21 protein-coding genes are annotated in these 25,886 nt (G+C 65.7%); 6 read left to right on the plus strand and 15 right to left on the minus strand.

Annotation, left to right across the window (positions count from 1 at the left end; genetic code table 11):
• Window positions 1–225 precede the first annotated feature (225 nt).
• Window positions 226–1,305 carry a D-TA family PLP-dependent enzyme gene (locus HL666_RS04960; RefSeq protein WP_172180246.1) on the plus strand — a complete coding sequence of 360 codons (1,080 nt, stop codon included), beginning with the start codon at window positions 226–228 and terminating at the stop codon, window positions 1,303–1,305.
• 267 nt (window positions 1,306–1,572) lie between these two features.
• Here HL666_RS04960 and HL666_RS04965 read toward each other — a convergent pair whose 3' ends face one another.
• From HL666_RS04965 to HL666_RS05005, 9 genes are all read right to left on the minus strand, one after another.
• A complete protein-coding gene (locus tag HL666_RS04965) occupies window positions 1,573–2,802 on the minus strand; it encodes a BaiN/RdsA family NAD(P)/FAD-dependent oxidoreductase (RefSeq protein WP_172180248.1) in 1,230 nt (409 codons plus the stop codon).
• Between the two features lie 149 nt (window positions 2,803–2,951).
• On the minus strand, window positions 2,952–3,869 hold the full coding sequence (locus tag HL666_RS04970; RefSeq protein ID WP_172180250.1) for an SDR family NAD(P)-dependent oxidoreductase: 918 nt from the start codon (window positions 3,867–3,869) through the stop codon (window positions 2,952–2,954).
• A gap of 136 nt (window positions 3,870–4,005) precedes the next feature.
• Window positions 4,006–4,482: a MaoC family dehydratase gene (locus HL666_RS04975; protein WP_172180252.1), complete on the minus strand. Its 477-nt coding sequence runs from the start codon at window positions 4,480–4,482 to the stop codon at window positions 4,006–4,008.
• A gap of 6 nt (window positions 4,483–4,488) precedes the next feature.
• Complete coding sequence (locus HL666_RS04980) at window positions 4,489–6,216, minus strand: AMP-binding protein (protein ID WP_172180254.1); 1,728 nt, start codon at window positions 6,214–6,216, stop codon at window positions 4,489–4,491.
• A complete protein-coding gene (mmsB, locus tag HL666_RS04985; RefSeq protein ID WP_172130762.1) occupies window positions 6,216–7,106 on the minus strand; it encodes a 3-hydroxyisobutyrate dehydrogenase in 891 nt (296 codons plus the stop codon). Before mmsB ends, HL666_RS04980 begins: the two co-directional genes overlap by 1 nt.
• A gap of 27 nt (window positions 7,107–7,133) precedes the next feature.
• The gene (locus tag HL666_RS04990) at window positions 7,134–8,210 is read right to left on the minus strand and encodes an enoyl-CoA hydratase/isomerase family protein (RefSeq protein ID WP_172130764.1); all 1,077 of its coding nucleotides are present in this window, start codon (window positions 8,208–8,210) and stop codon (window positions 7,134–7,136) included.
• Entirely contained in the window at window positions 8,207–9,352 is a 1,146-nt protein-coding gene (locus tag HL666_RS04995; RefSeq protein WP_172130766.1) for an isobutyryl-CoA dehydrogenase, read from the minus strand. The genes HL666_RS04990 and HL666_RS04995 overlap by 4 nt, the downstream gene beginning before the upstream one ends.
• A gap of 169 nt (window positions 9,353–9,521) precedes the next feature.
• A complete protein-coding gene (locus tag HL666_RS05000) occupies window positions 9,522–11,018 on the minus strand; it encodes a CoA-acylating methylmalonate-semialdehyde dehydrogenase (RefSeq protein WP_172108150.1) in 1,497 nt (498 codons plus the stop codon).
• 165 nt (window positions 11,019–11,183) lie between these two features.
• Window positions 11,184–11,840, minus strand: coding sequence for a TetR/AcrR family transcriptional regulator (locus HL666_RS05005; RefSeq protein WP_172108148.1), 657 nt, complete (start codon window positions 11,838–11,840; stop codon window positions 11,184–11,186).
• A 151-nt stretch (window positions 11,841–11,991) separates the two neighbouring features.
• On the opposite strand from HL666_RS05005, the gene HL666_RS05010 reads away from it, so the two are divergent.
• The 3 genes from HL666_RS05010 (at window position 11,992) to HL666_RS05020 (ending at window position 15,460) form a co-directional block, all read left to right on the plus strand.
• On the plus strand, window positions 11,992–12,762 hold the full coding sequence (locus HL666_RS05010; RefSeq protein ID WP_172130768.1) for an enoyl-CoA hydratase: 771 nt from the start codon (window positions 11,992–11,994) through the stop codon (window positions 12,760–12,762).
• A gap of 139 nt (window positions 12,763–12,901) precedes the next feature.
• Window positions 12,902–14,089: a thiolase family protein gene (locus HL666_RS05015; protein ID WP_172130770.1), complete on the plus strand. Its 1,188-nt coding sequence runs from the start codon at window positions 12,902–12,904 to the stop codon at window positions 14,087–14,089.
• A gap of 87 nt (window positions 14,090–14,176) precedes the next feature.
• On the plus strand, window positions 14,177–15,460 hold the full coding sequence (locus HL666_RS05020) for an MFS transporter (RefSeq protein ID WP_172180256.1): 1,284 nt from the start codon (window positions 14,177–14,179) through the stop codon (window positions 15,458–15,460).
• Window positions 15,461–15,462: 2 nt separating this feature from the next.
• Here HL666_RS05020 and HL666_RS05025 read toward each other — a convergent pair whose 3' ends face one another.
• Together HL666_RS05025 and HL666_RS05030 are read right to left on the minus strand one after the other, a co-directional pair.
• On the minus strand, window positions 15,463–17,022 hold the full coding sequence (locus HL666_RS05025) for an acyl-CoA carboxylase subunit beta (RefSeq protein WP_172180258.1): 1,560 nt from the start codon (window positions 17,020–17,022) through the stop codon (window positions 15,463–15,465).
• On the minus strand, window positions 16,952–17,935 hold the full coding sequence (locus HL666_RS05030) for an IclR family transcriptional regulator (RefSeq protein WP_172108138.1): 984 nt from the start codon (window positions 17,933–17,935) through the stop codon (window positions 16,952–16,954). Before HL666_RS05030 ends, HL666_RS05025 begins: the two co-directional genes overlap by 71 nt.
• Before the next feature lie 369 nt (window positions 17,936–18,304).
• Here HL666_RS05030 and glsA point away from each other — a divergent pair, with 369 nt between their 5' ends.
• Window positions 18,305–20,167 carry a glutaminase A gene (glsA, locus tag HL666_RS05035; protein WP_172180260.1) on the plus strand — a complete coding sequence of 621 codons (1,863 nt, stop codon included), beginning with the start codon at window positions 18,305–18,307 and terminating at the stop codon, window positions 20,165–20,167.
• 655 nt (window positions 20,168–20,822) lie between these two features.
• Here the strand turns inward: glsA and HL666_RS05040 are convergent.
• The 4 genes from HL666_RS05040 to HL666_RS05055 all read right to left on the minus strand — a co-directional run bounded on the left by HL666_RS05040 (window position 20,823) and on the right by HL666_RS05055 (window position 24,906).
• The gene (locus HL666_RS05040; RefSeq protein ID WP_172180262.1) at window positions 20,823–21,179 is read right to left on the minus strand and encodes a Zn-ribbon domain-containing OB-fold protein; all 357 of its coding nucleotides are present in this window, start codon (window positions 21,177–21,179) and stop codon (window positions 20,823–20,825) included.
• Window positions 21,176–22,312 carry a thiolase family protein gene (locus HL666_RS05045; protein WP_172180264.1) on the minus strand — a complete coding sequence of 379 codons (1,137 nt, stop codon included), beginning with the start codon at window positions 22,310–22,312 and terminating at the stop codon, window positions 21,176–21,178. Before HL666_RS05045 ends, HL666_RS05040 begins: the two co-directional genes overlap by 4 nt.
• A 217-nt stretch (window positions 22,313–22,529) precedes the next feature.
• Window positions 22,530–23,696 (minus strand): acyl-CoA dehydrogenase family protein, encoded by a 1,167-nt coding sequence (locus HL666_RS05050; RefSeq protein WP_172180266.1) that lies wholly within the window; start codon window positions 23,694–23,696, stop codon window positions 22,530–22,532.
• 4 nt (window positions 23,697–23,700) lie between these two features.
• A complete protein-coding gene (locus HL666_RS05055) occupies window positions 23,701–24,906 on the minus strand; it encodes a CaiB/BaiF CoA transferase family protein (RefSeq protein WP_172130782.1) in 1,206 nt (401 codons plus the stop codon).
• A gap of 264 nt (window positions 24,907–25,170) precedes the next feature.
• Here HL666_RS05055 and HL666_RS05060 point away from each other — a divergent pair, with 264 nt between their 5' ends.
• A complete protein-coding gene (locus HL666_RS05060) occupies window positions 25,171–25,596 on the plus strand; it encodes a GFA family protein (RefSeq protein WP_172130784.1) in 426 nt (141 codons plus the stop codon).
• Window positions 25,597–25,886 lie beyond the last annotated feature (290 nt).

Here is a 25,886-nt window from a genome sequence, read left to right on the forward strand (position 1 = left end):
GTCAACCCTCGCCACAGGCACGCTGCACCCTCTCCCCTTGTGGGAGAGGGTGGCGACGAGCGGCAGCTCGGCGCCGGGTGAGGGGTTCTCTCGGCATATTCGATCGCGGAGAGAGACCCCTCACCCGGCTTCGCTGCGCGAGGCCACCCTCTCCCACAAGGGGAGAGGGTGCACCGCCCGGATGGATAGAGCTTCGTTTCCAACTCATAAGTTGAAGGACCACGCATGACCACCCCGCTCGCCGCCAAGATCGCCCGAGAGTATGGCACGCCCTGCGCCGTCATCGACATGGACAAGGTCGAGCGCAACATCGCGCGCATCCAGACGCAGTGCGACGCCGCCGGCGTCGCCAACCGGCCGCACATCAAGACGCACAAGAGCCCGGCGCTGGCCAAGCTGCAGATCGAGGCCGGCGCGCAAGGCATCACCTGCCAGAAGATCGGCGAGGCCGAGATCATGGCGGACGCCGGCATCAGCAACATCCTGATCAGCTACAACCTGATCGGCGAGGAGAAGATGGCGCGTCTCGCCGCGCTGCAGGCCAAGGCCGATATGACCGTCGCCGCCGACAACGCGACCGTGATCGCGGGCCTGCCGCAGGCGGCGAAGCAGTCCGGCCGCACGCTCTCTGTCGTCGTCGAATGCGACACCGGCCGCAAGCGCGCCGGCGTGGAAACGCCGGCGGAGGCGATCCAACTCGCGCGGCAGATCAAGGCGAGCGAGGGACTGCGCTTCGCCGGCTTCATGCTGTACCCGACCGAGAGCGGCTGGGACGAGGCGCAGCGCTTCTACGACGAAGCACTGGCCGGCGTGCGCGCCGAGGGTCTGGAGGCCACGATCGTCTCGACCGGCGGCTCGCCGAACCTGAAGAATCTCGGCAAGCTCAAGGGCGCCACCGAGCACCGCCCGGGCACCTACATCTACAACGACCGCATGCAGGTCGCCGCCGGCGTCGCCACCTGGGACGACTGCGCGCTGCACATCTACTCCACCGTCGTCAGCCGCGCCGCGCCCGAGCGCGGCATCCTCGATGCCGGCTCCAAGACATTGACCACCGACACCGGCGGCCTCGACGGCCACGGCCTGATCCTGGAGCACCCGGAGGCGAAGATCGCCCGCTTCGCCGAGGAGCACGGCTTCCTCGACCTCTCCCGCAGCAATACCCGCCCCCATGTCGGCGACGTCGTCCGCATCGTCCCCAACCACGTCTGCGTCGTCGTCAACATGATGGAGGAGGTCGTGATGGTCCGCGGGGAAGAGATCCTGGGCACGCTGCCGGTCGCGGCGCGCGGCAAGCTGCGGTAAGGGCGCAACCCTCTACCCGTCATTCCGGGGCAGCCGCGCCAGCGGCTGAGCCCGGAATCCATACGCCCGATCGTGGTTATGGATTCCGGGCTCGCCCTCCGGGCGCCCCGGAATGACAGCGATGATCGTAGCTGGCCGCGCGGCAAATCGTAAGCTGGGCAAAGGCGGCGGCTGTAGTGCTGCGTCATACGCAAGTCGCGATGACGTGCCCACCGTATTGCCGCCGAATACGCCGATCGATGGTGGGCACGCTGCGCTTTGCCCACCCTACAAATTAAGCCACATCAACGCGCCCTTCCCTGCGGCAACGCCGGTCGCGAACGAGGCTTGCAGCAGATAACCGCCGGTCGGAGCTTCCCAGTCCAGCATCTCGCCTGCGGCGAACACGCCCGGCAGTCGCCGCAGCATGTAGTCGGCATCGAGCTCATCACGCGCGATGCCGCCGGCGCTGGAGATGGCGCGGGCGAGACCGGCGGTGCCTGTCAGCTTGATTGGTACGGCGTTGATCAGCGCCGCAAGGCGATCAGGCGACAGCGACGACAGAGCCGGGCCTTGTGTCTTCGCCGCCTCCTGCAGCAGACCGATCGCGACCGGTGACAATTGCAGCGACTTGCGCAGCACATTCGAAAACGACTGCTTGCTGCGCGGGGCCGAGAGCTTCTTGATCAGATCAGCGGCCTCGACATCGGGCCGCAGCGCGACGTGCAGCGTCGCCTCGCCATGAACAGCGATCGCCTCGCGCAACTCGGCCGACAGCGCGTAGACGGCGCCTCCCTCGACGCCGTTGCGCGTGATCACGGCTTCGCCGCGTCTGCTGTGCTCTCCGAACGACAACGCGATGCCCTTCAGCGGCTGGCCCTCGAAGCGGTCGCGGAAGATGTCGGACCAGGCGACGGTGAAGCCGCAATTGGCCGGACGGAGCGGCGCGATCGCGATGCCTTTCGCCGCGAGGATCGGCACCCAGCCGCCGTCGGAGCCGAGGCGCGGCCAGGAGGCGCCGCCGAGCGCGAGCACCGTCGCATCGGCTGCGATGGTATGTGGATCGTTTGGCGTTGCAAAGATGAGATGGCCCTGCTGGTCCCAGCCGGTCCAGCGATGCCGCAGCTCGAAGCGCACGCCCTGCGCGTCGAGCCGGCGCAGCCAGGCGCGGAGCAGCGGCGAGGCTTTCATCGCGACCGGAAACACACGGCCCGAGGAACCGACGAAGGTCGGCTGGCCCAACGCTTCGCACCACTCGCGAAGTTGTTGCGGCGAAAAAGCCTGGATGGCCGGCGCAAGCCAGGGCGCGGCTTCGCGATAACGCGACAGGAATGCCGCCAGCTCTTCGCTATGCGTGAGATTGAGGCCCCCTCGCCCCGCCATCAGGAACTTGCGCGCTACCGATGGCATCGCGTCGTAGACGGTGACGCTGGCTCCGCCCTCGGCCAGCACCTCGGCGGCCATCAGCCCGGCCGGGCCGGCTCCGATGATGGCGATGTTGGGTGCTGCTGAGGACATCGCCCAATCGGGTTCAAAGAGGACGGTAGATCAACGAAAATGGTCGTCATTCCGGGATGCGCCCCTTGGCGCAGGCCCGGAATCCATACTCCCGATCGTGGCTATGGATTCCGGGCTCGCGCTGCGCGCGCCCCGGAATGACAGCGGGACTACAGTTTGATCCCCAACCGCGCCGCTGCTTGCGACACATACTTCTGCGTCTGCTCGAACGCGCCCTGCAGCGCGCGCGCCTTCGACATGTCGCTGATCTCTTGGAAGTGCGCGGCCACCGCGTCCGGCGTCCATTCTTCCGGCGGAAGGTTGATGCCCTCGCTCTCCAGGATCTTGATCACCGCGAACGAACCTGCACCGGCGCCCATGATGGTGCGCGTCGGCGCGTCCTCGCTGAGCAGATACTCGACCGCCGGCGTGATCGATTCCGGCTTCATCAGCTGCAGCGCCTGTGGCGGCAGCAGTTCCTCGGTCATGCGGGTGGCCGCGGTGGGCGAGATGATGTTGACGCGGATGTTGGTCTTGCGGCCCTCTTCCGCCAGCACGTTCATCAAACCGACCATGCCGGTCTTCGCCGCGCCGTAATTGGCCTGGCCGAAATTGCCGAACAGACCTGACGACGAGGTCGTCAGCACGATGCGGCCGTAGTTGCGCTCGCGCATGCCGTTCCACACCGCCTTGCAGCAGTAGAAGCTGCCGACGAGATGCACGTCCAGCACCTTGGCAAAATCGGCGACCTCCATCTTTCCGAACGACTTGTCTCTGAGGATGCCGGCATTGGCGCACATGATGTCGACGCTGCCCCATTCCTTGGTGGCGCGCTCGACCATCGCGGTGACCTGCTCGAAATTCGAGACGTCGGCACCGTCGGCCATGGCGGTGCCGCCCGCCTTGCGAATCTCCTCGACCACGGTCTCGGCCGCGGTCATCGAGCCGCCGGTGCCGTCGCGGGCGCCGCCGAAATCATTGACCACGACCTTGGCGCCGCGGCTAGCCAGTCCCAGCGCATGCGCGCGTCCGAGCCCATTGCCTGCGCCGGTGACGATGGCGACACGTCCGTCGAATCTGATTGCCATGATGTTCTGCCCTGCGATTTTCAGCTCGTCATGCCCGGGCTCGACCCGGGCATCCATCCACTTCGAAAGACTCTCGATCTGGATGGATCGCCGGGTCAAGCCCGGCGATGACGAGGTTGGGTTGTGACGAAGAGTGTTAGTCCAGATAGATGAGACCGATCCAGTCGGCGACAAGCGCCGGCTTGTCCTCACCCTCGATCTCGACCGTGACGTTGGTGCGCGACTGCAATTCTTTCGGTTTGCGCAGAGTGGCTTCAGACAGCACGAAACGGCCGCGCACGCGTTTCCCGGATTTCACCGGCGAGACGAAGCGCAGCTTGTCGAAGCCGTAGTTCACGCCCATCGCGGTGCCCTCGATCGCCGGCATGACCTCGTAGGACATCACCGACAGCAGCGACATGGTGAGAAAGCCGTGCGCGATCGTGGTGCCGAACGGCGTCGCCTTGGCCGCTTCCGGATCGACATGGATGAACTGGTGATCCTCGATCACGTCGGCATAAAGATCGATCCGCTTCTGATCGAGCACGTGCCATGACGACACGCCGATCTCCTGGCCGACCAGGGCCTGATAGGCTTCAAGCGAAATTGGCGGCTTCTTCCAGATCTTGTTCATGCGTTGCTACACCTCGTGCCCGGACGGCCGCGTCTTCAGCTCCGGGAAATCCTCTTCCTTGAACTCCGTGCCGCGCAGATGATCCGTGCGGTTGTCATCGTGCTCCAGCCGCCGCAGTTGCACGCGGCGGATTTTTCCGGAGATCGTCTTCGGCAGCTCGCTGACGAGTTCGAGCCGGCGGATGCGCTTGAATGGCGCCAGACGCGCCTGCAAATGCTCGAAGATCGACAACGCCGTCGCGCGCGAGCGCTCGGCGCCGGCTGTCAGCAGCACGTAGGCCTTCGGAATCGCGAGCCGGATGGGATCCGGGCTCGGCACCACCGCAGCCTCGGCCACCGCCTCATGCTCCAGCAGCACGCTCTCCAGCTCGAACGGCGAGATCCGATAGTCGGAGGATTTGAACACGTCGTCGGAGCGGCCGACGAAGGTGAGATAACCGTCCTCGTCCTGGAACACGGCGTCGCCGGTGCGATAGCGCGCACCGTCGGCACCGGAGAGCTTGCCGTCGTCGCCCTGATAGCCTTGCATCAGGCCGGCCGGACGCTCACCCGTCAGCGCCAAGGTGATCTCGCCTTCGCTCGCGAGATTGCCGTCGATGTCGGCGACCTCGACGCGGTAGCCCGGCAACGGCCGGCCCATGGAGCCAATTTTCAGTTTCTGACCCGGCGAATTGCCGCAGATCGCGGCGGTCTCGGTCTGGCCGTAGCCATCGCGGATCGTCAGTCCCCAGGCGGCGCGGACCTGGTCGATCACTTCCGGGTTGAGCGGCTCGCCGGCACCGCAAGCCTCTCGCAGGCTCACCTTGAAGTCGGCGAGATGCTCTTGGATGAACAGCCGCCACACCGTCGGCGGCGCGCACAAGGTCGTGACGCCGCAGCGCTTGATGATCGCCAGCAGCCCCTTGGCGTCGAAGCGCGGCTGGTTGACGACGAACACGGTGGCGCCGGCATTCCACGGCGAGAAGAAGCAGCTCCAGGCGTGCTTGGCCCAGCCCGGCGAGGAGATGTTGAGATGCACGTCGCCCGGCTGCAGGCCGAGCCAGTACATCGTCGAGAGATGGCCGACCGGGTAGCTGCGATGGCTGTGCCGCACCAGCTTCGGCTTGGCCGTGGTACCTGATGTGAAATACAGCAGCATCGGATCATTGGGCTGGGTCGGTCCATCCGGCGTGAACGCCTCGGCGGCCTCGGCGGCCTGCTCGAACGGCAGCCAACCGGCTGATGTCGTCGTCCCCACGACAATGCGGACGAGATCATCCGCGCCGAGATCGGCGAACTTCGCGACCTGATCCTGCGCGGCGACCACAGCTTTGGCGCGGCCGCGCTCGAGGCGGTCGCGCAGCTCGTCGGTGGTCAGCAGCGTCGTCGCGGGAATCACGACCACGCCGAGCTTCATCGCGGCCAACATCGTCTCCCACAGCGGCACGACATTGCCGAGCAGCAGCAGCAGATGATCGCCGCGCTTCAAGCCTTTCGCGCGTAGGAAGTTGGCGACCTGGTTGGAGCGGCGCGACAGCGCGGCAAAGGACAGCTTTGTCTGACGGTCCTGCGCGGCATCGAAGATCCATAGCGCCGTGCGCTCGCGACTCTCCGGATCGGAGGCGAGCTCGGCATCGAACCAGTCGAGCGCCCAGTTGAACGGCACCGGATCGGGCCAGCGAAAGCCCTTCACCGCCGCGTCGTAGTCGGTGCGATGCGCCAGCAGAAACGCGCGTGCGTCCTTGAATGTCGTCATCAATTGGTCCCGGCGAGCTTGCGGACGTGCTGAATGATCCCTGAGAAATCGACGCCGCCATGGCCGGCGGCGTCGAACGCCTTGTAGATCTCCTGCGCGTGCTGGCCGAGCGGCGTCGCCGCGCCGGCCGTCTTGGCCGCATCCTGCGACAGCGTGAGATCCTTCAGCATCAGCGCGGTGGCAAAGCCCGGCTTGTAGTCGTTGTTGGCAGGCGAAGCCGGCACCGGTCCGGGCACCGGGCAATAGGACGTCAGCGACCAGCATTGGCCCGACGAGGTCGAGGCGACGTCGAACAGCGCCTGATGCGACAGGCCGAGCTTCTCGCCCAGCGCAAAAGCCTCGCCGACTGCGATCATGGAGATGCCGAGGATCATGTTGTTGCAGATCTTGGCCGCCTGCCCCGCACCTGCGCCGCCGCAGTGGACGATCTTCTTGCCCATCTTTTCAAGGATCGGTTTGGCCGCGGCGAACGCGCCCTCCTCGCCGCCACACATGAAGGTGAGCGTCGCAGCCTTGGCGCCGCCCGTGCCGCCGGACACCGGCGCATCCACAGCCGCAATGCCATGCTTGGCCGCCAGCGCATGTGCAGCACGCGCGCTCCCGACGTCGATGGTCGAGGAATCGATGATCAAGGCACCCGTCGCCATCGCGGGCACGACGTCGTTCCAAACCGCGAGCACGTGCTTGCCGGCCGGCAGCATGGTGACGACAGCGTCAGCGCCCGTCACGGCCGCGACGGCGCTGTCGGCGATCTCTGCACCATCGTCCTTGGCCTGCGCGCACGACGCCTCGACCAGGTCGAACGCGACCACCTTGTGGCCGGCCTTGACGAGATTGGCCGCCATCGGACCGCCCATGTTGCCGAGGCCGATGAATGCGATCGTTGCCATGGTTCGTTATCTCCCCTCGACTGCTTGTTATCTCGTTTGCGGAAATATCAGCTCGTCCGCGCCGATCTCGGCGAAATACGGCGCCAGCATCTCCGGCGTCACCTGATCGACATCCGGCGGCGACCATTTTGGATTGCGGTCCTTGTCGATGATCGCGGCACGCACGCCCTCGCGAAAATCGTCACTGCGGAAGACTTCGAGCGCCGCCCGATACTCGCGCACCAGACACTCCTGCAGCGATGTCGCTCCGCGCGCCAGCCGCAGCAGCTTGAGCGTCACCACCATGCCGCGCGGCGACTTCTCTTTCAACGTCTTCAGAGTCGACGACGCAAGCTCGGAGCCATCGGCTTCAAGCGCCGCAAAGATATCGTGCATGTTATCGTGGGCGAACCATGCGTCGATCTTCGCCTGCCGCGCAGCGACAGGCCCGGCGGTCTCACCCGCGGCAAAGCCTGCGATCAGCCGATCGATCTCGACCGAGAGCGTGCCCGGCCTGACCTTGGTCAGGACCTCACGCAGCGCCGACCATTGCTCCGTTGGCACCACCGCGTCCGCAAAGCGCGCGTGGATCGCGTCGGGACCATTCATGGTCTGCCCGGTCAAACCGAAATAGGCGCCGAGTTCGCCCGGCGCGCGCGACAACAGCCAGGTGCCGCCGACGTCTGGAAAGAAACCGAGGCCGACCTCGGGCATCGCGAGCTTGGTCTTCTCGGTCACGATGCGGTGACGGCCATGCGCCGACAAGCCGACACCGCCGCCCATGACGAGGCCATCCATGTACGCGATGTAGGGCTTCGGGAACGCCGCAATGCGCGCGTTCATGATGTATTCCTGGCGCCAAAACACTTTTCCGAGGTCGCCATTCACCTTCGAGCTCTCATAAAGCCCGCGAATGTCTCCGCCAGCGCAAAGCCCGCGCTCGCCCGCGCCTTCCAGCACGACAACCGCGACCGCAGGATCGGCCTCGAATTGATCGAGCGCCGCGTCGATGCCCATCGACATCTCCAGCGTCATCGCGTTGATCGCCTTCGGGCGATTCAGCCGGATGATGCCGGCCGAGCCTTCGCGGCAAACGATCAGGTCGCCTTCGAGCACCTCGCTCATCGCGCGCCCTCGATCAGCTTGCGTGACACGATCAGGCGCATGATCTCGTTGGTGCCTTCGAGAATTTGGTGCACGCGCAGATCACGGACGATCTTCTCGATGCCGTATTCGCTGAGGTAGCCGTAGCCGCCATGCAGCTGCAGCGCCTGGTTGGCCACCTCGAAGCCGACATCGGTGCCGAAGCGTTTGGCCATCGCGCACAGCATGGTCGCATCCGGATCCTTCCGATCGAGCGCCGCCGCTGCTCGCCACAGGAACGTCCGCGCCGCCTCGAGTTCAATCGCCATGTCGGCGATGCGGAATTGCAGCGCCTGGAATTCATCGAGCCGCTTGCCGAACGCCTTGCGCTCTTTGGTGTAGGCCAGCGTCTTGTCGAGCGCCGCCTGCGCGCCGCCGAGCGAGCACGCCGCAATGTTGAGGCGGCCGCCGTCGAGCCCGGCCATCGCGATCTTGAATCCGATACCCTCCTCGCCGAGCCGGTTGGCCACGGGCACGCGCGCATTCTCGAAGATCACGGCGCGAGTCGGCTGCGCGTTCCAGCCCATCTTGCGCTCATTGGCGCCGAACGACACGCCGGGGGTCTTGGCGTCGATCACGAGAGTCGAGATGCCGCCGGGGCCATCGGCGCCCGTGCGCACCATCGCTACGAGAATGTCGGTGGCTCCGGCGCCGGAGATGAACTGCTTCTGGCCGTTGAGCACGTAGTCGTCGCCATCGCGTACCGCGCGGGTGCGCAGCGCGGCGGCGTCCGAACCGGCGCCCGGCTCGGTCAGGCAATAGCTCGCGATGAGGTCCATCGGACAGAGCTTCGGCAGATAGTCCTGCCGCTGCGCCTCGGTGCCGAAGGTGTCGATCATCCACGACGCCATGTTGTGGATGGAGATGAAGGCCGACACCGTCGGGCAACCGGTCGCCAGCGCCTCGAAGATCAGTGCTGCATCAAGGCGCGAGAGGCCGGAGCCGCCGACATCGTCGCGGATGTAGATGCCGCCCATGCCGAGGGCCGCCGCCTCGCGCATGACGTCGACAGGAAAATGCTTCTCCTCGTCCCAGCGTAGCGCATGCGGGGCGATCTTCTCGGCCGCAAAGGCGCACGCCATGTCGCGCACCGCGATCTGATCCTCATCGAGAGCGAACTGCATTCGTTCTCCGCGTTTCCAAGTTTTTGTTCGTTGACGTGTCCTCGGCCCTCGTCATTGCGAGGAGCGAAGCGACGAAGCAATCCAGACTTATGGACGACGCCCTGGGTTGGGTTGCGTCGCTTCGCTCGCAATGACGAAAATGGGAGCCGTCATCGGCTCCCATATGTCGTCACTTCATCAGCGGGATCGAGAATTCCGCGCCTTCCTTGACGCCCGACGGCCAGCGCGAGGTCACGGTCTTGGTCTTGGTATAGAAGCGGATCGAATCCGGACCGTGCTGGTTGAGATCGCCGAAGCCGGACTTCTTCCAGCCGCCGAAGGTGTAGTAGGCGATCGGCACCGGGATCGGCACGTTGATGCCGACCATGCCGACATTGACCTTGGCCGCGAAGTCGCGCGCCGCGTCGCCGTCGCGGGTGAAGATCGCAACGCCGTTGCCGTAATCATGCTCCGACGGCAGCGTCAGTGCTTCGGCGTAATCCTTCGCGCGCACGACCGAGAGCACCGGGCCGAAGATCTCTTCCTTGTAGATCCGCATGTCCTTGGTGACGTTGTCGAACAGACAGCCGCCCATGTAGAAGCCGTTCTCGTAGCCCTGCATCTTGAAGCCGCGGCCGTCGACGGCGAGCGTCGCGCCTTCCTTGACGCCGATGTCGACATAGTTCTTCACGCGCTCGACTGCCTCGCGGGTCACCAGCGGGCCGAAATCGGCCGACGGATCGACCGAGGTGCCGATCTTCAAGGCCTCGACGCGCGGGACGAGCTTCTCCATCAGCCGGTCGGCCGTCGTCTTGCCGACGGGCACCGCAACCGACACCGCCATGCAGCGCTCGCCGGCCGAGCCGTAGCCGGCGCCGATCAGTGCATCGACCGCCTGGTCGAGGTCGGCGTCGGGCATGATGATAGCGTGGTTCTTGGCGCCGCCGAAGCACTGGCAGCGTTTGCCGTGGGCAGCGGCGCGCTCATAGATGTACTGCGCAATCGGCGACGAGCCGACGAAGCCCACCGCCATGATATCGGGATCCTCCAGGATGGCGTCGACCGCCTCCTTGTCGCCGTTGACGACGTTGAGAATGCCCGGCGGCAGGCCGGCCTCGATCATCAGCTCGGCGAGCTTCATCGGCACGCCCGGGTCACGCTCGCTCGGCTTGAGGATGAAGGCATTGCCGCAGGCGATGGCGGGGGCGAACTTCCACATCGGAATCATCGCCGGGAAATTGAACGGCGTGATGCCGGCAACGACACCGAGCGGCTGGCGCATCGAATAGATGTCGATGCCGGGGCCGGCGCCTTCGGTGTACTCGCCCTTCATCAGGTGCGGAATGCCGCAGGCGAACTCGACCACTTCGAGGCCGCGCTGGATGTCGCCCTTGGCGTCCGGAATGGTCTTGCCGTGCTCGCGCGCCAGCAGTTCGGCAAGTTGGTCATAGTCCCGCTGGGCGAGTTCCAAAAACTTCATCATCACGCGCGCCCGGCGCTGCGGGTTGGTCGCGGCCCAGGCCGGCTGCGCGGCCTTGGCATTCTCCACGGCGGCCCGGAGCTCGGCGCGCGAGGCCAAGGCGACCTTCGCCTGGACGTCACCGGTCATCGGCTCGAAGACGTCGGCCGTCCGTCCAGACGTACCTTTGACCTCTTTGCCGCCAATAAAATGACCGATCGAACGCATGGGTATCCTCCGCAAGGGGTAAGCAGTGCCGATTTGGCCGGCATCTTGCAGTCTTTGCGGCGTTTGGGAAGGGTCTAAGCGCTGATCGGCGCTGCGAAAATGCCGCCCCTTCACTTCCCCGTCAAACGCGCGCTCGGACGCGGCGCGCCCCCGCGGGCCACAGGCTCAGCGCTTGGCGGGCGCCGGTTTTTTTGCCGCCTTCTTCGCCGCCCCCCGCGCCGGCGGCTTGCCGGCCGGCGCACCGTCCGTGGCGATCGCCAGAGCCACCTCGCGTCCGGAGCTCAGGATCTCGTCGGATAATTCCCCGCTCCCGGTGACCCGCGCCATGACGATGGTCCCCATCAGGGTCGCGAGCATCGCGGAGGCCCGCTTGCGCGCCGTCTTGCGCGGCACGTCGACGATGTAATCGGCGAACAGCTCGATCAGCTCTTCCAGCTTCGCTGCGAAAGCCTTGCGAGTCCTGGCGCTCTCGCGCGCGATCTCGGCGCCGAGCGCCGGCACCGCGCAGCCATGGCCAGGATCATCGCGATGCTCGGGCGACAGGTAGCCGTCGACGATCGCGGCAAGCCGCTTTTGTGGCGGCAACTCGTCCAACAGCTTGCGCCAACGCTCGACCGAACGGTCGATTGCATAGCCGAAAGCCTCGACGACCAGCGCCTCGCGCGATTCGAAATGGGCGTAGAAGCCGCCATGGGTGAGCCCGGCCTCCTTCATCAGATCAGCAACACCGACCCCGTGAGCGCCCTTCTCCCGCAGCCGCACCGAGGCCTTGCGCACGATTCGCGCGTGGGTTTCCGCCTTGTGTTCCGGAGAGTAGCGCATTGCCGTCCCATTGAATGTCTGAGGTCATACAATAGCAGATCTGCGCCCTGCTCGCTGCAGCTATTTGATGAATTCGAGTTGATCTAAATCAACTTCGCTGGCCTGATTTATTCCCGCGACTTTCACCCCCAACCCCCCGATGAGGCCGGCCATGGACATGCTCAATTCTCACTGCGGCGTGAGTCGCGACGCCCGGGGCGTGGTCCGGCTGACGATCTGCAATGCCGGCACACTGAACATTCTCGGCTCAGCGGCCATCCTTGGCATACAAGCCGGGCTGCAATCTCTCGCCTCCGACGCCAGCATTCGCGCGCTCATGCTGGCGGGAGAAAGTGAGAAGAGCATGATCGGCGGCGCCGACATCAAGGAGATGGCGACCCTCGATCAAGCCTCGGCGGAGGCGTTCATCTCGCGGCTGGCCGGACTATGTGAGGCGGTGCGGAACTTTCCAGTGCCGGTGATCGCGCGAATGCCGGGCTGGTGCCTCGGCGGTGGCCTGGAAGTCGCGGCAGCCTGCGACATCCGCGTTGCCTCGCATGACGCCAGATTCGGCATGCCCGAGGTGCGCGTCGGCATCCCCTCGGTCATTCATGCCGCGTTGCTGCCACGGCTGATCGGCTGGGGCCGCACGCGATGGCTGTTGATGACAGCCGAGACGATCGATGCGCTGACCGCGCTCACCTGGGGCCTCGTCGATTTGGTTGCGGCCGAAGGAGAACTCGACAACGCGGTCGAGAAGGTCATTGCATCGCTGCTCGCCTGCGGCCCCGAAGCACTGCGGGCGCAGAAGGCCCTGCTGCGGCAATGGGAGGATCTGCCGCTGAAGGAGTCGATCGAGGTGTCGATCGGCGCATTCGGGCGATCGTTCCTGACCGACGAGCCCAAGCGGCTGATGCAGCACTTCATCGATCGCAAGCGCTAGGGCGCAATTTTCGCCAAGTTCCGACTGCAGCCCCCGGCAGGGTCGCGTCATCTTCGGAAGATGTCGAGAGGACTTGCCGGGGTTTTCTTTTCCATGGCGACATTATATGATGGTCATAATCTCAATCAGGGAGCCAGCCATGGCATCGTCCGATCCCGTCGTCATCTTGTCCGCCGCGCGCACGCCCCTTGGCCGCTTCATGGGCGAGTTGTCGCCGCTCAGCGCGCACCGGCTCGGCGCGCACGTGATCAAAGCCGCGCTGGAACGGGCGGCCGTCTCCGCTGACGCGGTGCAGGAGGTGTTCATGGGCAATGTGCTGCCGGCCGGCCAGGGCCAGGCGCCGGCGCGACAGGCCGCGCGCGGCGCCGGCCTGCCCGACGCAACCGGCGCCACCACGATCAACAAGGTCTGCGGCTCCGGCATGAAGGCAACGATGCTGGCGCACGATATCATCCGTGCCGGCTCGGCCGACATCGTCGTGTCCGGCGGCATGGAGAGCATGAGCAATGCGCCCTATCTGCTGGCCAAGGCGCGCGGCGGCTATCGCGCCGGCCACGACCGCATCCTCGACCACATGATGCTGGACGGGCTGGAGGACGCCTACGACACCGGCCGCTCGATGGGCGACTTTGGTGAGGCCACCGCCGAAGCCTATCAGTTCACCCGTGCCGATCAGGACGCCTATGCGGTGGAAACGCTGACCCGCGCCCGCGAGGCGGTCGAGAGCGGCGCATTCGCGGCCGAGATCGCACCGATCACGCTGACGGAAAAATCCGGCCCGCGGCTGGTCACCCATGACGAGCATCCGCTCAAGGTCGATCCGGCCAAGATTCCGGCGCTGAAGCCGGCCTTCCGCAAGGACGGCACCATCACGCCTGCGGCATCCTCCGCCAATGCCGACGGCGCCGCGGCGCTCGTGCTTGCAGCGAGATCACGCGCCGAGCGCGACGGCCTTCCCGTGATCGCCGAGATCAAGGGGCACGCAACCCACAGCCAGGAGCCGCAATGGTTCACGACGGCGCCGATCCCGGCGATCCGCAAGCTACTCGACAAGGTCGGCTGGCGCGTCGAGGACGTCGATTTGTTCGAGATCAACGAGGCGTTTGCTGTCGTCGCCATGGCCGCGCAGCGCGACCTCGGCATTCCCCGCGACAAGCTGAACGTCAATGGCGGGGCCTGTGCGCTCGGTCATCCCATCGGCGCCACCGGCGCACGGCTGATCGTGACGTTGCTGCATGCGATGCAGGCCCGTGGCCTGAAGCGCGGTATCGCCGCGCTGTGCATCGGCGGCGGCGAGGCAACGGCGATTGCGGTGGAGCGGCCGTGATGTCCTGAAACGAGGGACCTTCGCCATTTATGTCATCTGCGCCGTCTGCCAGACTGGGCGCCGTTTCCTAGCCTCACGAGAACCAGCATGATCTCCAATCAGCTCGCAGCAGCCCTCGGACGGCGCAACATCCACTATGGCTGGGTGATGGTCGCCGTCACCTTCTTTACAGCGCTTGTCTCCGCCGGCACGGTCGGCGCACCGGGGGTGTTCATCGTGCCCTTGCAGCAGGAGTTCGGCTGGAGCACTGCAGAGATCTCCTCGGCGCTGTCGATCCGTTTCGTGCTGTTCGGGCTCATGGCGCCATTCGCCGCCGCCCTTCTGAACCGCTACGGCCTGCGCAACATCACGTTGCTGGCGCAGTTGATCGTGGTCTCGGCGCTGCTGGCCTCGCTCGCGATGACCCAGGTCTGGCACCTCGTGCTGCTGTGGGGCGTCGTGATCGGCCTGGGCACCGGCATGACTGCGCTGGTGCTCGGCGCGACCATCGCCACGCGCTGGTTCGTCGCGCGGCGCGGCCTCGTCGTCGGCATCCTCACCGCCAGCGTCGCCACCGGGCAGCTTGTGTTCCTGCCGCTGCTCGCCAGCCTCACCGAACGGCTCGGCTGGCGCACGGCGCTGGCCCTGGTCTGCGTTGCGCTCGGCGTCTCCGCGACGGCTGTGCTGCTCTTGATGCGCGACCGCCCGAGCGATCTCGGCCTGCGCCCGTTCGGCGACACCGGCACCGAGCCGATCGCCGCGCCCGCCCCGGTCACCACGCCGATTTTTACCGCCGCGCTCGGCACCCTGCGCGATGCCGCGCGGGTGCCGGTGTTCTGGATGCTGTTCGCGACATTCTTCATCTGCGGCGCCTCGACCAACGGGCTCGTGCAGGTGCACCTGATCCCGATGTGCCTCGACTTCGGCATCCCGCAGGTCCAGGCCGCGAGCCTGCTCGCCGCGATGGGCATGTTCGATTTCGTCGGCACGATCGTGTCGGGCTGGCTGTCGGACCGTTACGACAATCGCTGGCTGCTGTTCTGGTACTACGGCCTGCGTGGGCTCTCGCTGCTGTTCCTGCCGTTCACGGACTTTTCGTTCTATGGCCTGTCGCTGTTCGCGATGTTCTACGGCCTCGACTGGATTGCGACCGTGCCGCCGACGGTGCGGCTGACGGCGCAGCGGTTCGGGCCGGAGCGCGCCAATCTGGTGTTCGGCTGGGTATTCGCCGGCCATCAGCTCGGCGCCGGCACGGCGGCGTTCGGAGCCGGCCTGTCGCGCACGCTGCTGCAGAGCTATTTGCCGGCGTTCTTCATCGCCGGCGCGCTCTGCATCATCGCGGCGCTGCTTGCGCTCGCCATCGCGCGGCAGGCGAAGCCTGCCGCGGCGTAACATCACGGCCGCGTGGTCATCGCGGTCGGCGGGCCCGGCGCGCGCAGCGGCTCGGCGAGACGGGCGAACTCGCACAGCAGCGAGCGCGTCTTGCGCGGGTCGATGATCTCCTCGACCCAGAACTTCTCGGCGGAGCGGAACGGCGAGCGCAGCTTGTTGAGACGCTCCTCGATCTCCTTCAGCTTTGCCTTCGGATCGGGCGCCGCATCGATCTCCGCGCGATACGCCGCCTCGATGCCGCCTTCGAGCGGCAGCGAGCCCCAGTGGGCCGACGGCCAGGCATAGCGCATCGAGAACCGGTCGGCCGGCTGATGCACCACACCGGCGACGCCGAAATTGTTGCGCACGATCACCGTGCACCACGGCACCGTCGACTGGTTGACCGCCGCCATCGCACGCACGCCATGGCGGATGGTCGCGGCCTTCTCGGCCTCCAGGCCGACCATGAAGCCGGGGCAGTCCATCAGATATACGATCGGCAGATGGAAGGTCTCGGCGAAGTCGACCCAGCGGATCACCTTCTGGCAGGCATCCGCGGTCCATGAGCCGCCGAAGTGATAGGGATCGCTCGCCAGCACCATCACCGCACGGCCTTCGAGCCGCGCGAGACCGACGATGAGCGGACGGCCGTAGTTCTGCGCGACCTCGAAGAACGAGCCGCTGTCGACGACGGACTCGATGATCGGCCGCATCTTGTAGACGCGACGGCGATCGCGCGGCACGGCGCTGATCAGCTGCTCGTCGGTGCGCTGCGGATCGTCGGTGCAGGGCAAGGTCGGTGACAGCTCGTAGACCGAGGACGGCAGATATGAGAGGAATCGGCGCGCGCAGGCAAACGCCTCCGCCTCGGTGTCCACGGCATGGTCGACCCCGCCGGCCTTGGTCTGGATGTCCGCACCGCCGAGCTCCATCTTGCCGAGGTCCTGCCCGAGCCGTTTCACGACCGGCGGACCGGCGACGAACATCGCCGACTGGCGCGTCATCACCGAATAGTGGCTCGCCGCCAGCCGTGCCGCGCCCAGCCCCGCGACCGAGCCGAGACCCAGCCCGACCACCGGCACCAGCGACATGTTCTCGGTCGTGTAGCGATACCAGCGATTGCCGCCGATGCCGCCGGGCAGATTGGCAGCGCCCTTGGTCTCGATGGTCTTGACCGAGCCGCCGCCGCCGGAGCCCTCGATGATGCGGATGATCGGCAGACGGAAATCGTGCGCCATCTCCTCGGCCATCAGCGGCTTCGCCGCGATCGACGCGTCGGCCGAGCCGCCGCGCACGGTGAAATCGTCGCCGACCACGACGACCGTGCGGCCGTCGACGCGGGCGCGCCCGAACACGCAATTGGCGGGCGTCACATGCTTCAGCTCGCCCTGCTCGTCATATTCGCCGAGACCGGCGACCGCGCCGATCTCGTGGAAGCTGCCGGCATCGACGACGCCGTCGATGCGCTCGCGAACGGTGAGACGGCCCTGATCGTGCTGACGCTTGACCTTGTCAGGCCCGCCCATCTCCCGCGCGAAGGCCTCGCGCCGGGCCAATTCCTCGAGCTCCGGCTGCCAACTCATTCGTTCCCCCTGCCCCGGTGATGGTCTTCTTATGATTGGTCTTCGCCGTTACAGGAAGCGGCTTCCTCTCCATCCGGCTGTTGAAGACATCGGCTTCCGCTCCTTGCAGCAAGGCTGCGATGTTGCGGCCGAGCTCGCGCATCGGCTGAGCGACCTCGTCGTGCAGACGCTGCTCGTCATACATCGCCGACAGCAGGCCGATCGTCAGCACGACGTTGGTCTGGTACTGCGGCGACCACACCGGCAGCGCGAGGCCGTTGATATGCGGGCTCCACAGGCCGCAGGCCACCACGTAGCCGTGCTCCTTCAGGAACTGCCTGTTGTGTGCGAGCCGCGGCCGCAGCAGATTCGCCGCATCCGGCATCTCGCGCTCCATCTCGGCGAGCAGCGCGTCGCCGATCTCCGGCTCGAGCGCAGCAACATACGCATGTCCCGCGGCCGTCGAGGCCATCGAGATGCGGCTGCCGGTGGTCTCGTGCAGGCCGAGCGCATTCGCGGCTCGGCCGAACTCCAGATAGACCAGATGAAACTGATCGGGGATGACGAAGCCGACGGTGCCCGGCAATTGCTCGGCGACGTCCTGCAGACGCTGGCGGATCAGGTTGCGCAGCTGAAGCCCGCGAGTCATCGAGGTGCTCATCGCAACCGCGCTCGGGCCGATGCGGTACTTCTGATCGCGCGGCAGATAGACCAGCTGGCCCATGCGCGTCAGCGTGTGCGTCAGCCGCGACACCGTCGATCGCGGCAGGCCGCAGCGGTTCGAGATTTCGAGATTGCCGAGCCGCGAATCGTGCCCCTCGAAACAGCGAAGCACGTCGAACGCTCGCGACACCACCTGAATGACCTCGCCTTCCCCGGCGAGATCTCCGGGCAGCATGCCCGCCCTGCTCAATCGCTCAGACCGTCGTCCCATGCGTTTCCCACCAATTCCGTCCTGCGGAATGATATTCCGCTTATCGAACAAGCTAGCGCAGCCGTTTTGCCGTCACAACCATAGACCCTCTCTAAAAGCTGCTGTTCTTCAGCGTGTTGGCACAAGACGCGGAATCGCGATGCAATCTGGACTGGCATGCCAGCATGACGGCGACGGCAGTTCCTATGCGCTGCACTGCGGTGCTCCGGCAGCCCGCTGGCCAGCTCCGATTGCGTGGGCCCATGCAACTGCATCGCCCAATCGGTGGGCAGCGACAGCATTTGACCAGCGTTGCGACAAGTGTGGGCTGGCTGCCCCGGCGCGGCTGCGACATAACCAGCTCCAGACCTTGTTCCCGCCGAGCTGCCCATGACCACCCGACACCCGAGGCCCATCCAGAATCCGCAGAATTGGGCGTCCGCTGCGATGCCACCACTGCAGCGCTTTCTGTCGGCCTGCCATGCCGACTTCTGGTCCGACCACGACGGCATGGTGGCCAACTACATCCCGGAACTCGGCAAGGCAGATCCTGCGCATTTCGGCATCAGCCTCGCCACGCTCGACGGTCACGTCTACGAGGTCGGCGACAGCCGCGTGCCGTTCACCATCCAGTCCATGTCGAAGCCATTCGTGTTCGCGCTCGCGCTGGATATTCTCGGCTCGGACGCGGTCGAGCGCGTCATCGGTGTGGAGCCGTCCGGCGACCCCTTCAACTCGATCCGGCTGAACGCCGACAATCGTCCGTTCAATGCCATGGTCAATGCCGGCGCCATCACCTGCAGCGGCCTGCTCCGGCAGGCGCGGCAGGCGGACGCCTTCGACACCATCCGTGATGCGCTCGGCCGCTTTGCCGGACGCAAGCTCGACGTCGACGATGCGGTGTTCGCTTCTGAATCCGCGACCGGCGATCGCAATCGCGCTATCGCCTACCTGCTGCGCACCTCTGACGTCATCAAGGAATCCGTCGACGACGTACTCGCGGTCTACTTCCGGCAATGCGCCGTGCTGATCACCGCGCGCGACTGCGCGATCATGGCCGCAACGCTCGCCAATCGCGGCGTCAACCCCGTCACCGGAGAGCAGGTGGTGACGCCTTACGCAGTGTCGCGCACGCTCTCGGTGATGACCTCCTCGGGCATGTATGACTTCGCCGGCGAATGGATCTACCGCGTCGGCATTCCCGCCAAGAGCGGCGTCGGCGGCGGCATCCTGGCGAGCCTGCCGGCCCGTCTCGGTCTCGGCAGCTACTCGCCGCGGCTCGACGGCCACGGCAACAGCGTGCGCGGCATCAAGGTGTGCGAGGCGCTGTCGGCGCATTATGGCCTGCACATGCTGAACCGCTCCGACGATGCGCGCACCACGATCATCGCCGACTACGACATCGGCGCCAATCCGTCGCGGCGCAGCCGCCGCGCCCAGGAGCGCGATATCCTGGCCGCGTATCCCGATGCCGTGCGCGTGCTCGAGCTGGTCGGAACGCTGTCGCTCTCGAACGTGGACTATGTCTCGCGGCAGCTCGCCGCCGGCGCGCGCCCGCAATTCGTGATCTTCGACCTCCACCGCGTCACCGCGATGACACAAGCGGGCCTGCGCCTGCTCGCCGAGCTGTTTCACGAGCTGGCCGACTTTCACGTCACCGTCGTGCTGTCGGGCATCCGCCGGACCTCGCCGGAATGGCAGGAGATCACCGCGCGCACCGGCGACATCAGGAACGTGCGCGACTTCTATCTGCTCGACACCTCGATCGAATGGGCCGAGGACCAGATCGTCTACCGCTATGGCGGCGCGATCGACTTTCTGGAAACCACCGAGCTCGCCGAGCAGCCGCTGCTTGCGGGGATCAGCGAAGAAGAGCGCCACGAGCTGGCGGCGCTGGCGATCATCCGCCACTATCAGCAGAGCGACCGCATTCTCAGCTCCGGCGAACCGGCACACTCGCTGTTCTTCCTGCGCTCCGGTGTCGTTCACGTTACGCTGCCCGACGGCATCCGGCTGGCGACGCTCACCGCGGGCCAATGCTTCGGCGAGATGGCGCTGCTGGACCCGGTGCGATCCGCCGACGTGACCGCCGATTTCTCGGCCACCGCCTTCGAGATCACCCTTTCGGATTTCGAGCGTTTCCGCGCGCGGCATCCGAAAGCGGGCGAGCGCGTCATGCGCAATCTGGCGCAATTGCTGGCGGAGCGTCTCACGGTCGCCAATGCCCGACTCAATCTGCTCGCTGCGGACTAAGCCGGTCATCGAAACGTCGCATTTGGAAGAAGACAAATACTCAAGGTTGCCGTTCGCAATAATTGATAGCTACGGTACTACATTTTTCATCACTCGTATTTGTACGGTCTCGCCCAAACGTTACCGGAACACGGTCGCAGGACAACCATAAGCGAGCCCAATTCGCGCCGTATTGCCCGACGATGTTCTGAACCGTCGATGAACGCCGAGTGGGGACTCGCAAAGCGAACGTCGAAGTGGGGTGTTCCGAGTAAAATTCCAGCCGCCGTCGCGTGTGTATTTGCGCAACGGAAAGTCGTGTCCAGTCCAGGGAGGAAACGGCATGAAGGAAGCCACTAAGAGGGCAACATCGGAAGCACTCGCGCACATGCTGGCGGTGACCTCGATGATCGTCATCGCCAGCGTCCTGTTCTACGGGCGATGAAGGGCTGTCTGGAGGTTCTGCGTCGCAGTTTCTTCATCGCCCGTAGGTAGGATTGTGGGCTTGATTGCTCACGCGAACGACCGAGTTGAGTTGCGTTTGAGTTAGTAAGCGTAGCGTACCAGTATTGCGTCAATCGCGCGGCGATCCGGGTCGGGACGAATTTGTAAGGCGTATCGTCCCGCCTCGGCCGTCCGCGACCGGCGTTTCTCAACGTCGCGCGGCCACACATTCTCATGTCTTCTTTCCGAAATATGGCACCGTGCCGCCCGCAAAGGCCGTGAAGCGCGCGCCGACGACGTCGCCGATCGTCAGATCTTGGTCGCCATGGGCCATCATGCGAAAGCCCTCGCGCATGTCCACCAGCACGATGTTGTAGGGCACATGCGCGCGGGTCTCCGGGGTCGCGGCGCGGCAGACCAGCGACATCGCGTAGACAGTGCCCTCTCCGCTCGCGGTGTGGTCGGTGAGCGCCAGCGAGCCGCACGCCGCACAGAAATCGCGGCGGAAGTACTGCACATGGGCGCAGCACGCGCAGCGCTGATAGCGAATCGCCGCCACGCCTTTGGTCCAATCGTCTCCTTCCCTCATCGCACCCGCTCCCAGAACATGCTGACATGGGACGACAGCACGCCGCCATCGCCGTGCAGAAGCGTCAGCGCGGCCTCGCGCACCTGGCGGCGCCCCGCCCGCCCCGTCATCTGCAGATGCGCCTCGTTGAGATGCGCCATGGCGCCGCCGACGCCGCAGTGGCCGTAGCTCAGCAGGCCGCCATGGGTGTTGAGCGGGACGGCGCCGTCGCGGCTGAAATGCCCCGCTTTGATTCGCGACGCCGCCTCGCCGCGGCCGGCAAGACCGAGATCCTCGAGCAGCATGCATAGCGTGATGGTGAAGCTGTCATAGACCGCGGCATAGTCGACATCCGCGATCGCGATGCCGGCAGCGGCCTTGGCTTTCTCGACCGCGATCTCCGCCCCGAGCTTGCTCAGAGCCGGCGCCGCGGTGACATGCTGATGCGTGTGCGCCTGGGCGCAGCCGCGCACACGGATCGCAATCGATCCGGTCGGCTCGCGGCTGACGATGATGGCTGCGCCGCCGTCGGACACCGGACAGCAGTCGAGCAGCTTCAGCGGCTTTGCGACCAGCTTCGACGCCATCACGTCGGCAACCGTGATCGGCTCATGAAACTGCGCGCCGGGATGACCCAGTGCGTGCGTGCGCATCAGCACCGCAAATTCGGCAAGATCCTCCTCGGTGACGCCGTACTCGTGCATATAGCGCGAGGCGACGAGGCCGTAGTAGGCGGGGATGGTCGGGCCGAGCGGCAGCTCGTAGTCGGGATGACCGACCTGCGCCAGCGCCTGGATCGAGGCGTCGCGGCTCTGGCCGGTCAGGCGGTTCTCGCCGGCGACGACGAGCATATTCTCGACGACGCCAGCCTCGACCAGGTGATGCGCGAGCATCACCATTGCGAGCCCCGTTGCGCCGCCGACCTGCACCGCGTGGGCATAGGACGGAGTGATGCCGAAATGCTCGGCGAACACGGTCGCGAGCATGATGTGCGGCGACACCGTCGAATAGCCGCACAGGATGCCGTCGATGTCATCACGCGTCAGCTCGGCGTCATCGAGCGCCAGCTGCGCCGCCAAGCTCATCAGGTCGAGCGACGAGCGGCCATCGTGGCGGCCGAACGAGGTCAGGCCAGTGCCGGTGATGTAGGTCATCGTGCCACGCCCTCCGTCATTCCGGGGCATCGCGCAGCGATGAGCCCGGAATCCATAGCCACCGGATGCCGTGTGAGGCCCAGATGTGATTGGCATCCCGCCTCACGACATAGGGCGGGGGTTATGGATTCCGGGCTCGCCCTTCGGGCGCCCCGGAATGACGGGTGGAGAGAGCGCGGGCATGTGGAGCGCGGACATGTCATGGCTAGGCGTGTCCTCAGTATGATTTCGGCATGCCGAGGACCTTCTCGGCGATGAAGGACAAAATCAGTTGCGGACTTATCGGCGCGATGCGCGGAATCAGGGATTCGCGCAAATATCGCTCGACGTGATACTCGCGCGCATAGCCGAAGCCGCCGTGAGTCATCACGGCCTGCTCGCAGGCGTGGAAGCCGGCTTCCGCGGCGAGATATTTCGCGGCGTTGGCGGCCGGGCCGCAGGCCATGCCCTGGTCGTATTGCCAGCCGGCCTGCAACACCATCAGCCACGCGGCTTCCAACTCCATCCAGTTCTTCGCCAGCGGATGCTGGATGCCCTGGTTCTGGCCGATCGGACGATTGAACACGTTGCGCGTCCGCGCATAGGCCGAGGCACGAGACAGCGCGAGATGGCCGAGCCCGACGGCTTCCGCAGCGATCAGGATGCGCTCCGGGTTCATGCCGTGCAGGATATAGTCGAAGCCTCGCCCCTCCTCGCCGAGGCGGTCTTCGACCGGGATCTCGAAATCCTCGAAGAACAGCTCGTTGGAGTCGACAGGCTTGCGGCCCATCTTCTCGATCTCGTGCACCTTGATGCAACTGCGGTCGAAATCCGTATAGAACAGGCTGAGTCCATGGGTCGGGCGCTTGACCTCCTCCAGCGGCGTGGTGCGCGCCAGCAGCAGGATTTTTTCCGCAACCTGGGCGGTCGAGATCCACACCTTCTGGCCGTTGACGACGTAGCGGTCGCCCTTGCGCACCGCGCGGGTCTTGAGTTGCGTCGTGTTGAGGCCGGTGTTCGGCTCGGTCACCGCAAAGCAGGCTTTCTCCCGGCCGTCGACGATCCCAGGCAGCATCCGCGCGCACTGCTCCTTGGTGCCGAACACGACGACGGGATTGAGACCGAACACGTTCATGTGGATGGCCGAGGCGCCGCTCATGCCCGCGCCCGACTCCGCAATCGTGCGCATCATGATCGCGGCATCGAGGATGCCGAGACCGGAGCCGCCATACTCCTCGGGAATGCAGATGCCGAGCCAACCGGCGTCCGCCAGCGCCTTGTGGAAGTCGGCGGGAAAACCACCCTCCTTGTCCTTCTTGAGCCAATAGGCGTCATCGAAGCGGGCGCAGATCTTGGCAACGGCGTCGCGGATCGATTCCTGATTGGCGGAGAGTGCGAAGTCCATCGGATCACTCCTTCGCAGGCGACAGCGTGGTCGCGCCGTCGCGGATCATCGCGGCGATCTCGTCCGTCGAGAAGCCGAGCTCGCGCAGGATCTCCTCGCCGTGCTCGTTCGGCCGCCCCGCCAGGTGCTGCGGCTCGGCCCTGGTCTCGGACCAGGTCGCGGAGACGCGGGTGCTGCGGATCGGGCCTTCGGTCGGATGCTGCACGACGGGAAAGAAATCGGTCGCGACGAGGTGCGGATCGTGCAGCAGGCTTTCGAGATCGTGCATCGGCATGACCGGGATGTCGGCCCTGTCGAGCAGCGCGGTCCATTCCGCCGTGGTGCGGGTCTGAAAGATGCGCGCCAGTTCGGCGTAGACGACATCGATGTTGGCGGCGCGCCGGGCGAAGCTGTTGAAACGGTCATCGGCGCGGAGGTCGGTGCGGCCGGACGCCTCGAAGAACGCCTCCCATTGCTTGTCGTTGTAGACGATCACGCAGATGTGGCCGTCGGCGGTCTTGTAGGGCCGGCGGTCCTGCGACAGGTGCCGCGCGTAGCCGCCGCGGTCGAGCGGCGGTTCGTAAGTGAGACCGCCCATGTGGTCGCCCATGATGAACGCCGACATGGTCTCGAACATCGGCACGTCCAGGCGCTGGCCACGGCCGGTGCGGTCGCGATGCACCAGGCTGGCACAGATCGCCCCGACGGCGGTGAGCCCCACGATGCGATCGACCAGCGCGTTCGGCACATAGCGTGGCGTGCCGTCGCCGGCCACCGCCATCAGGTGCGCCAGCGCCGCTCCGCCCTGGATCAGGTCGTCATAGGCTGGCTTCGCCGCATAGGGGCCGTTCTGTCCGAAGCCGAACACGCCGGCATAGACCAGTCGCGGATTGAGCGCGGAGATCACGTCATAACCGAGGTTCAGCCGCGCCATCGCCTGCGGGCGGATGTTGTAGAGCAGCACGTCGGCGTCCTTGACCATGCGCAGCACGGCCTCGCGGCCGGCCGGCTTCTTCAGGTCGAGGCAGATCACGCGCTTGCTGCGGTTGGTGTTGAGGGTCACCGGCCCCATGCCGGGATGACGCCAGGGGCCGATCTTGCGGGTGACGTCGCCCTCCGGCGATTCCACCTTGATGACATCGGCGCCGTAATCGCCGAGCGTCTGGGTGGCATAAGGCCCCATCAGCACGGTGGTCATGTCGATGACCTTGATGCCCGCAAGCGGTCCCATCGCGGCGTCGGCTCCCTCGCTCGTTGTTATGGACAGAGCTAACGGCACAGCCGGTTCCGGAGCAAGCGGGTGTGCGCGTATGGGGCCATGCGCGCGAGCGCGCTGCCGCAACATTCCGCCGCGCGGATCACGGCTGCACGCGGGCCGTTGCATCGCACCAGATGTTCCGTGCCATCAGCACCATTCTGCGATTCCCTTTCGCCGCCAAGCTGTGTCAGCATGTCCGTCCAACATCCAAGAACACCAGTGAGGGAGAACGCTGTCATGACGCTGTATCAGGGCAAATGCTTCTGCGGCACGGTCGAGCTCGAAGCCGACGGCGAGCCGGAGGCGATGGGCTATTGCCACTGCTCGTCCTGCCGCTCGTGGTCGGCGGGCCCGGTCAACGCCTTCACCTTGTGGAAGCCCGCCAACGTGCGCGTGACCAAGGGCGCGGAAGCGATCGGCACCTATCACAAGACCGACATGAGCCACCGCAAATACTGCACCAAATGCGGCGGTCACCTGATGACCGACCACCCGCCGCTCGGCATGATCGACGTCTATGCCGCGACCATCCCGACCTTGAAGTTCACGCCCGGCGTGCACGTCAACTACGCGGAGAGCGTTTTGCCGATCAAGGACGGGCTGCCGAAGCTGAAGGATTTTCCGGCCGAGTTCGGCGGCTCCGGCGAGATGATGCCGGAGTGAGTCAAGGTCCGCGTGCAACAGATGCGCAAGCATCAAGGGCCTCGCGACAGGATCTGTCCGAGCTTTGCTGATCCGACCGCCCTCTCTTGAAACAGAGGGCGCAGGGAAGGCCGGGTGCCGACTGGCACCCGTGGCCCCCGTGCGAAAGAAAAGCACGGGGAGAGAACCACAGGTTCAGCCGGACCGACCCGGCCTTCCCTGCGCGGTGGTTTTCACGCTTACTTCGCGCTCTCCTCGGTGCACCGGCTTTTGGCCACCGTCGCCCTCGGGATCATCATGCCCCTCAGGCT

Origin of the sequence: Bradyrhizobium aeschynomenes (assembly GCF_013178945.1) — a bacterium.
GTDB classification, from domain to species: domain Bacteria; phylum Pseudomonadota; class Alphaproteobacteria; order Rhizobiales; family Xanthobacteraceae; genus Bradyrhizobium; species Bradyrhizobium aeschynomenes.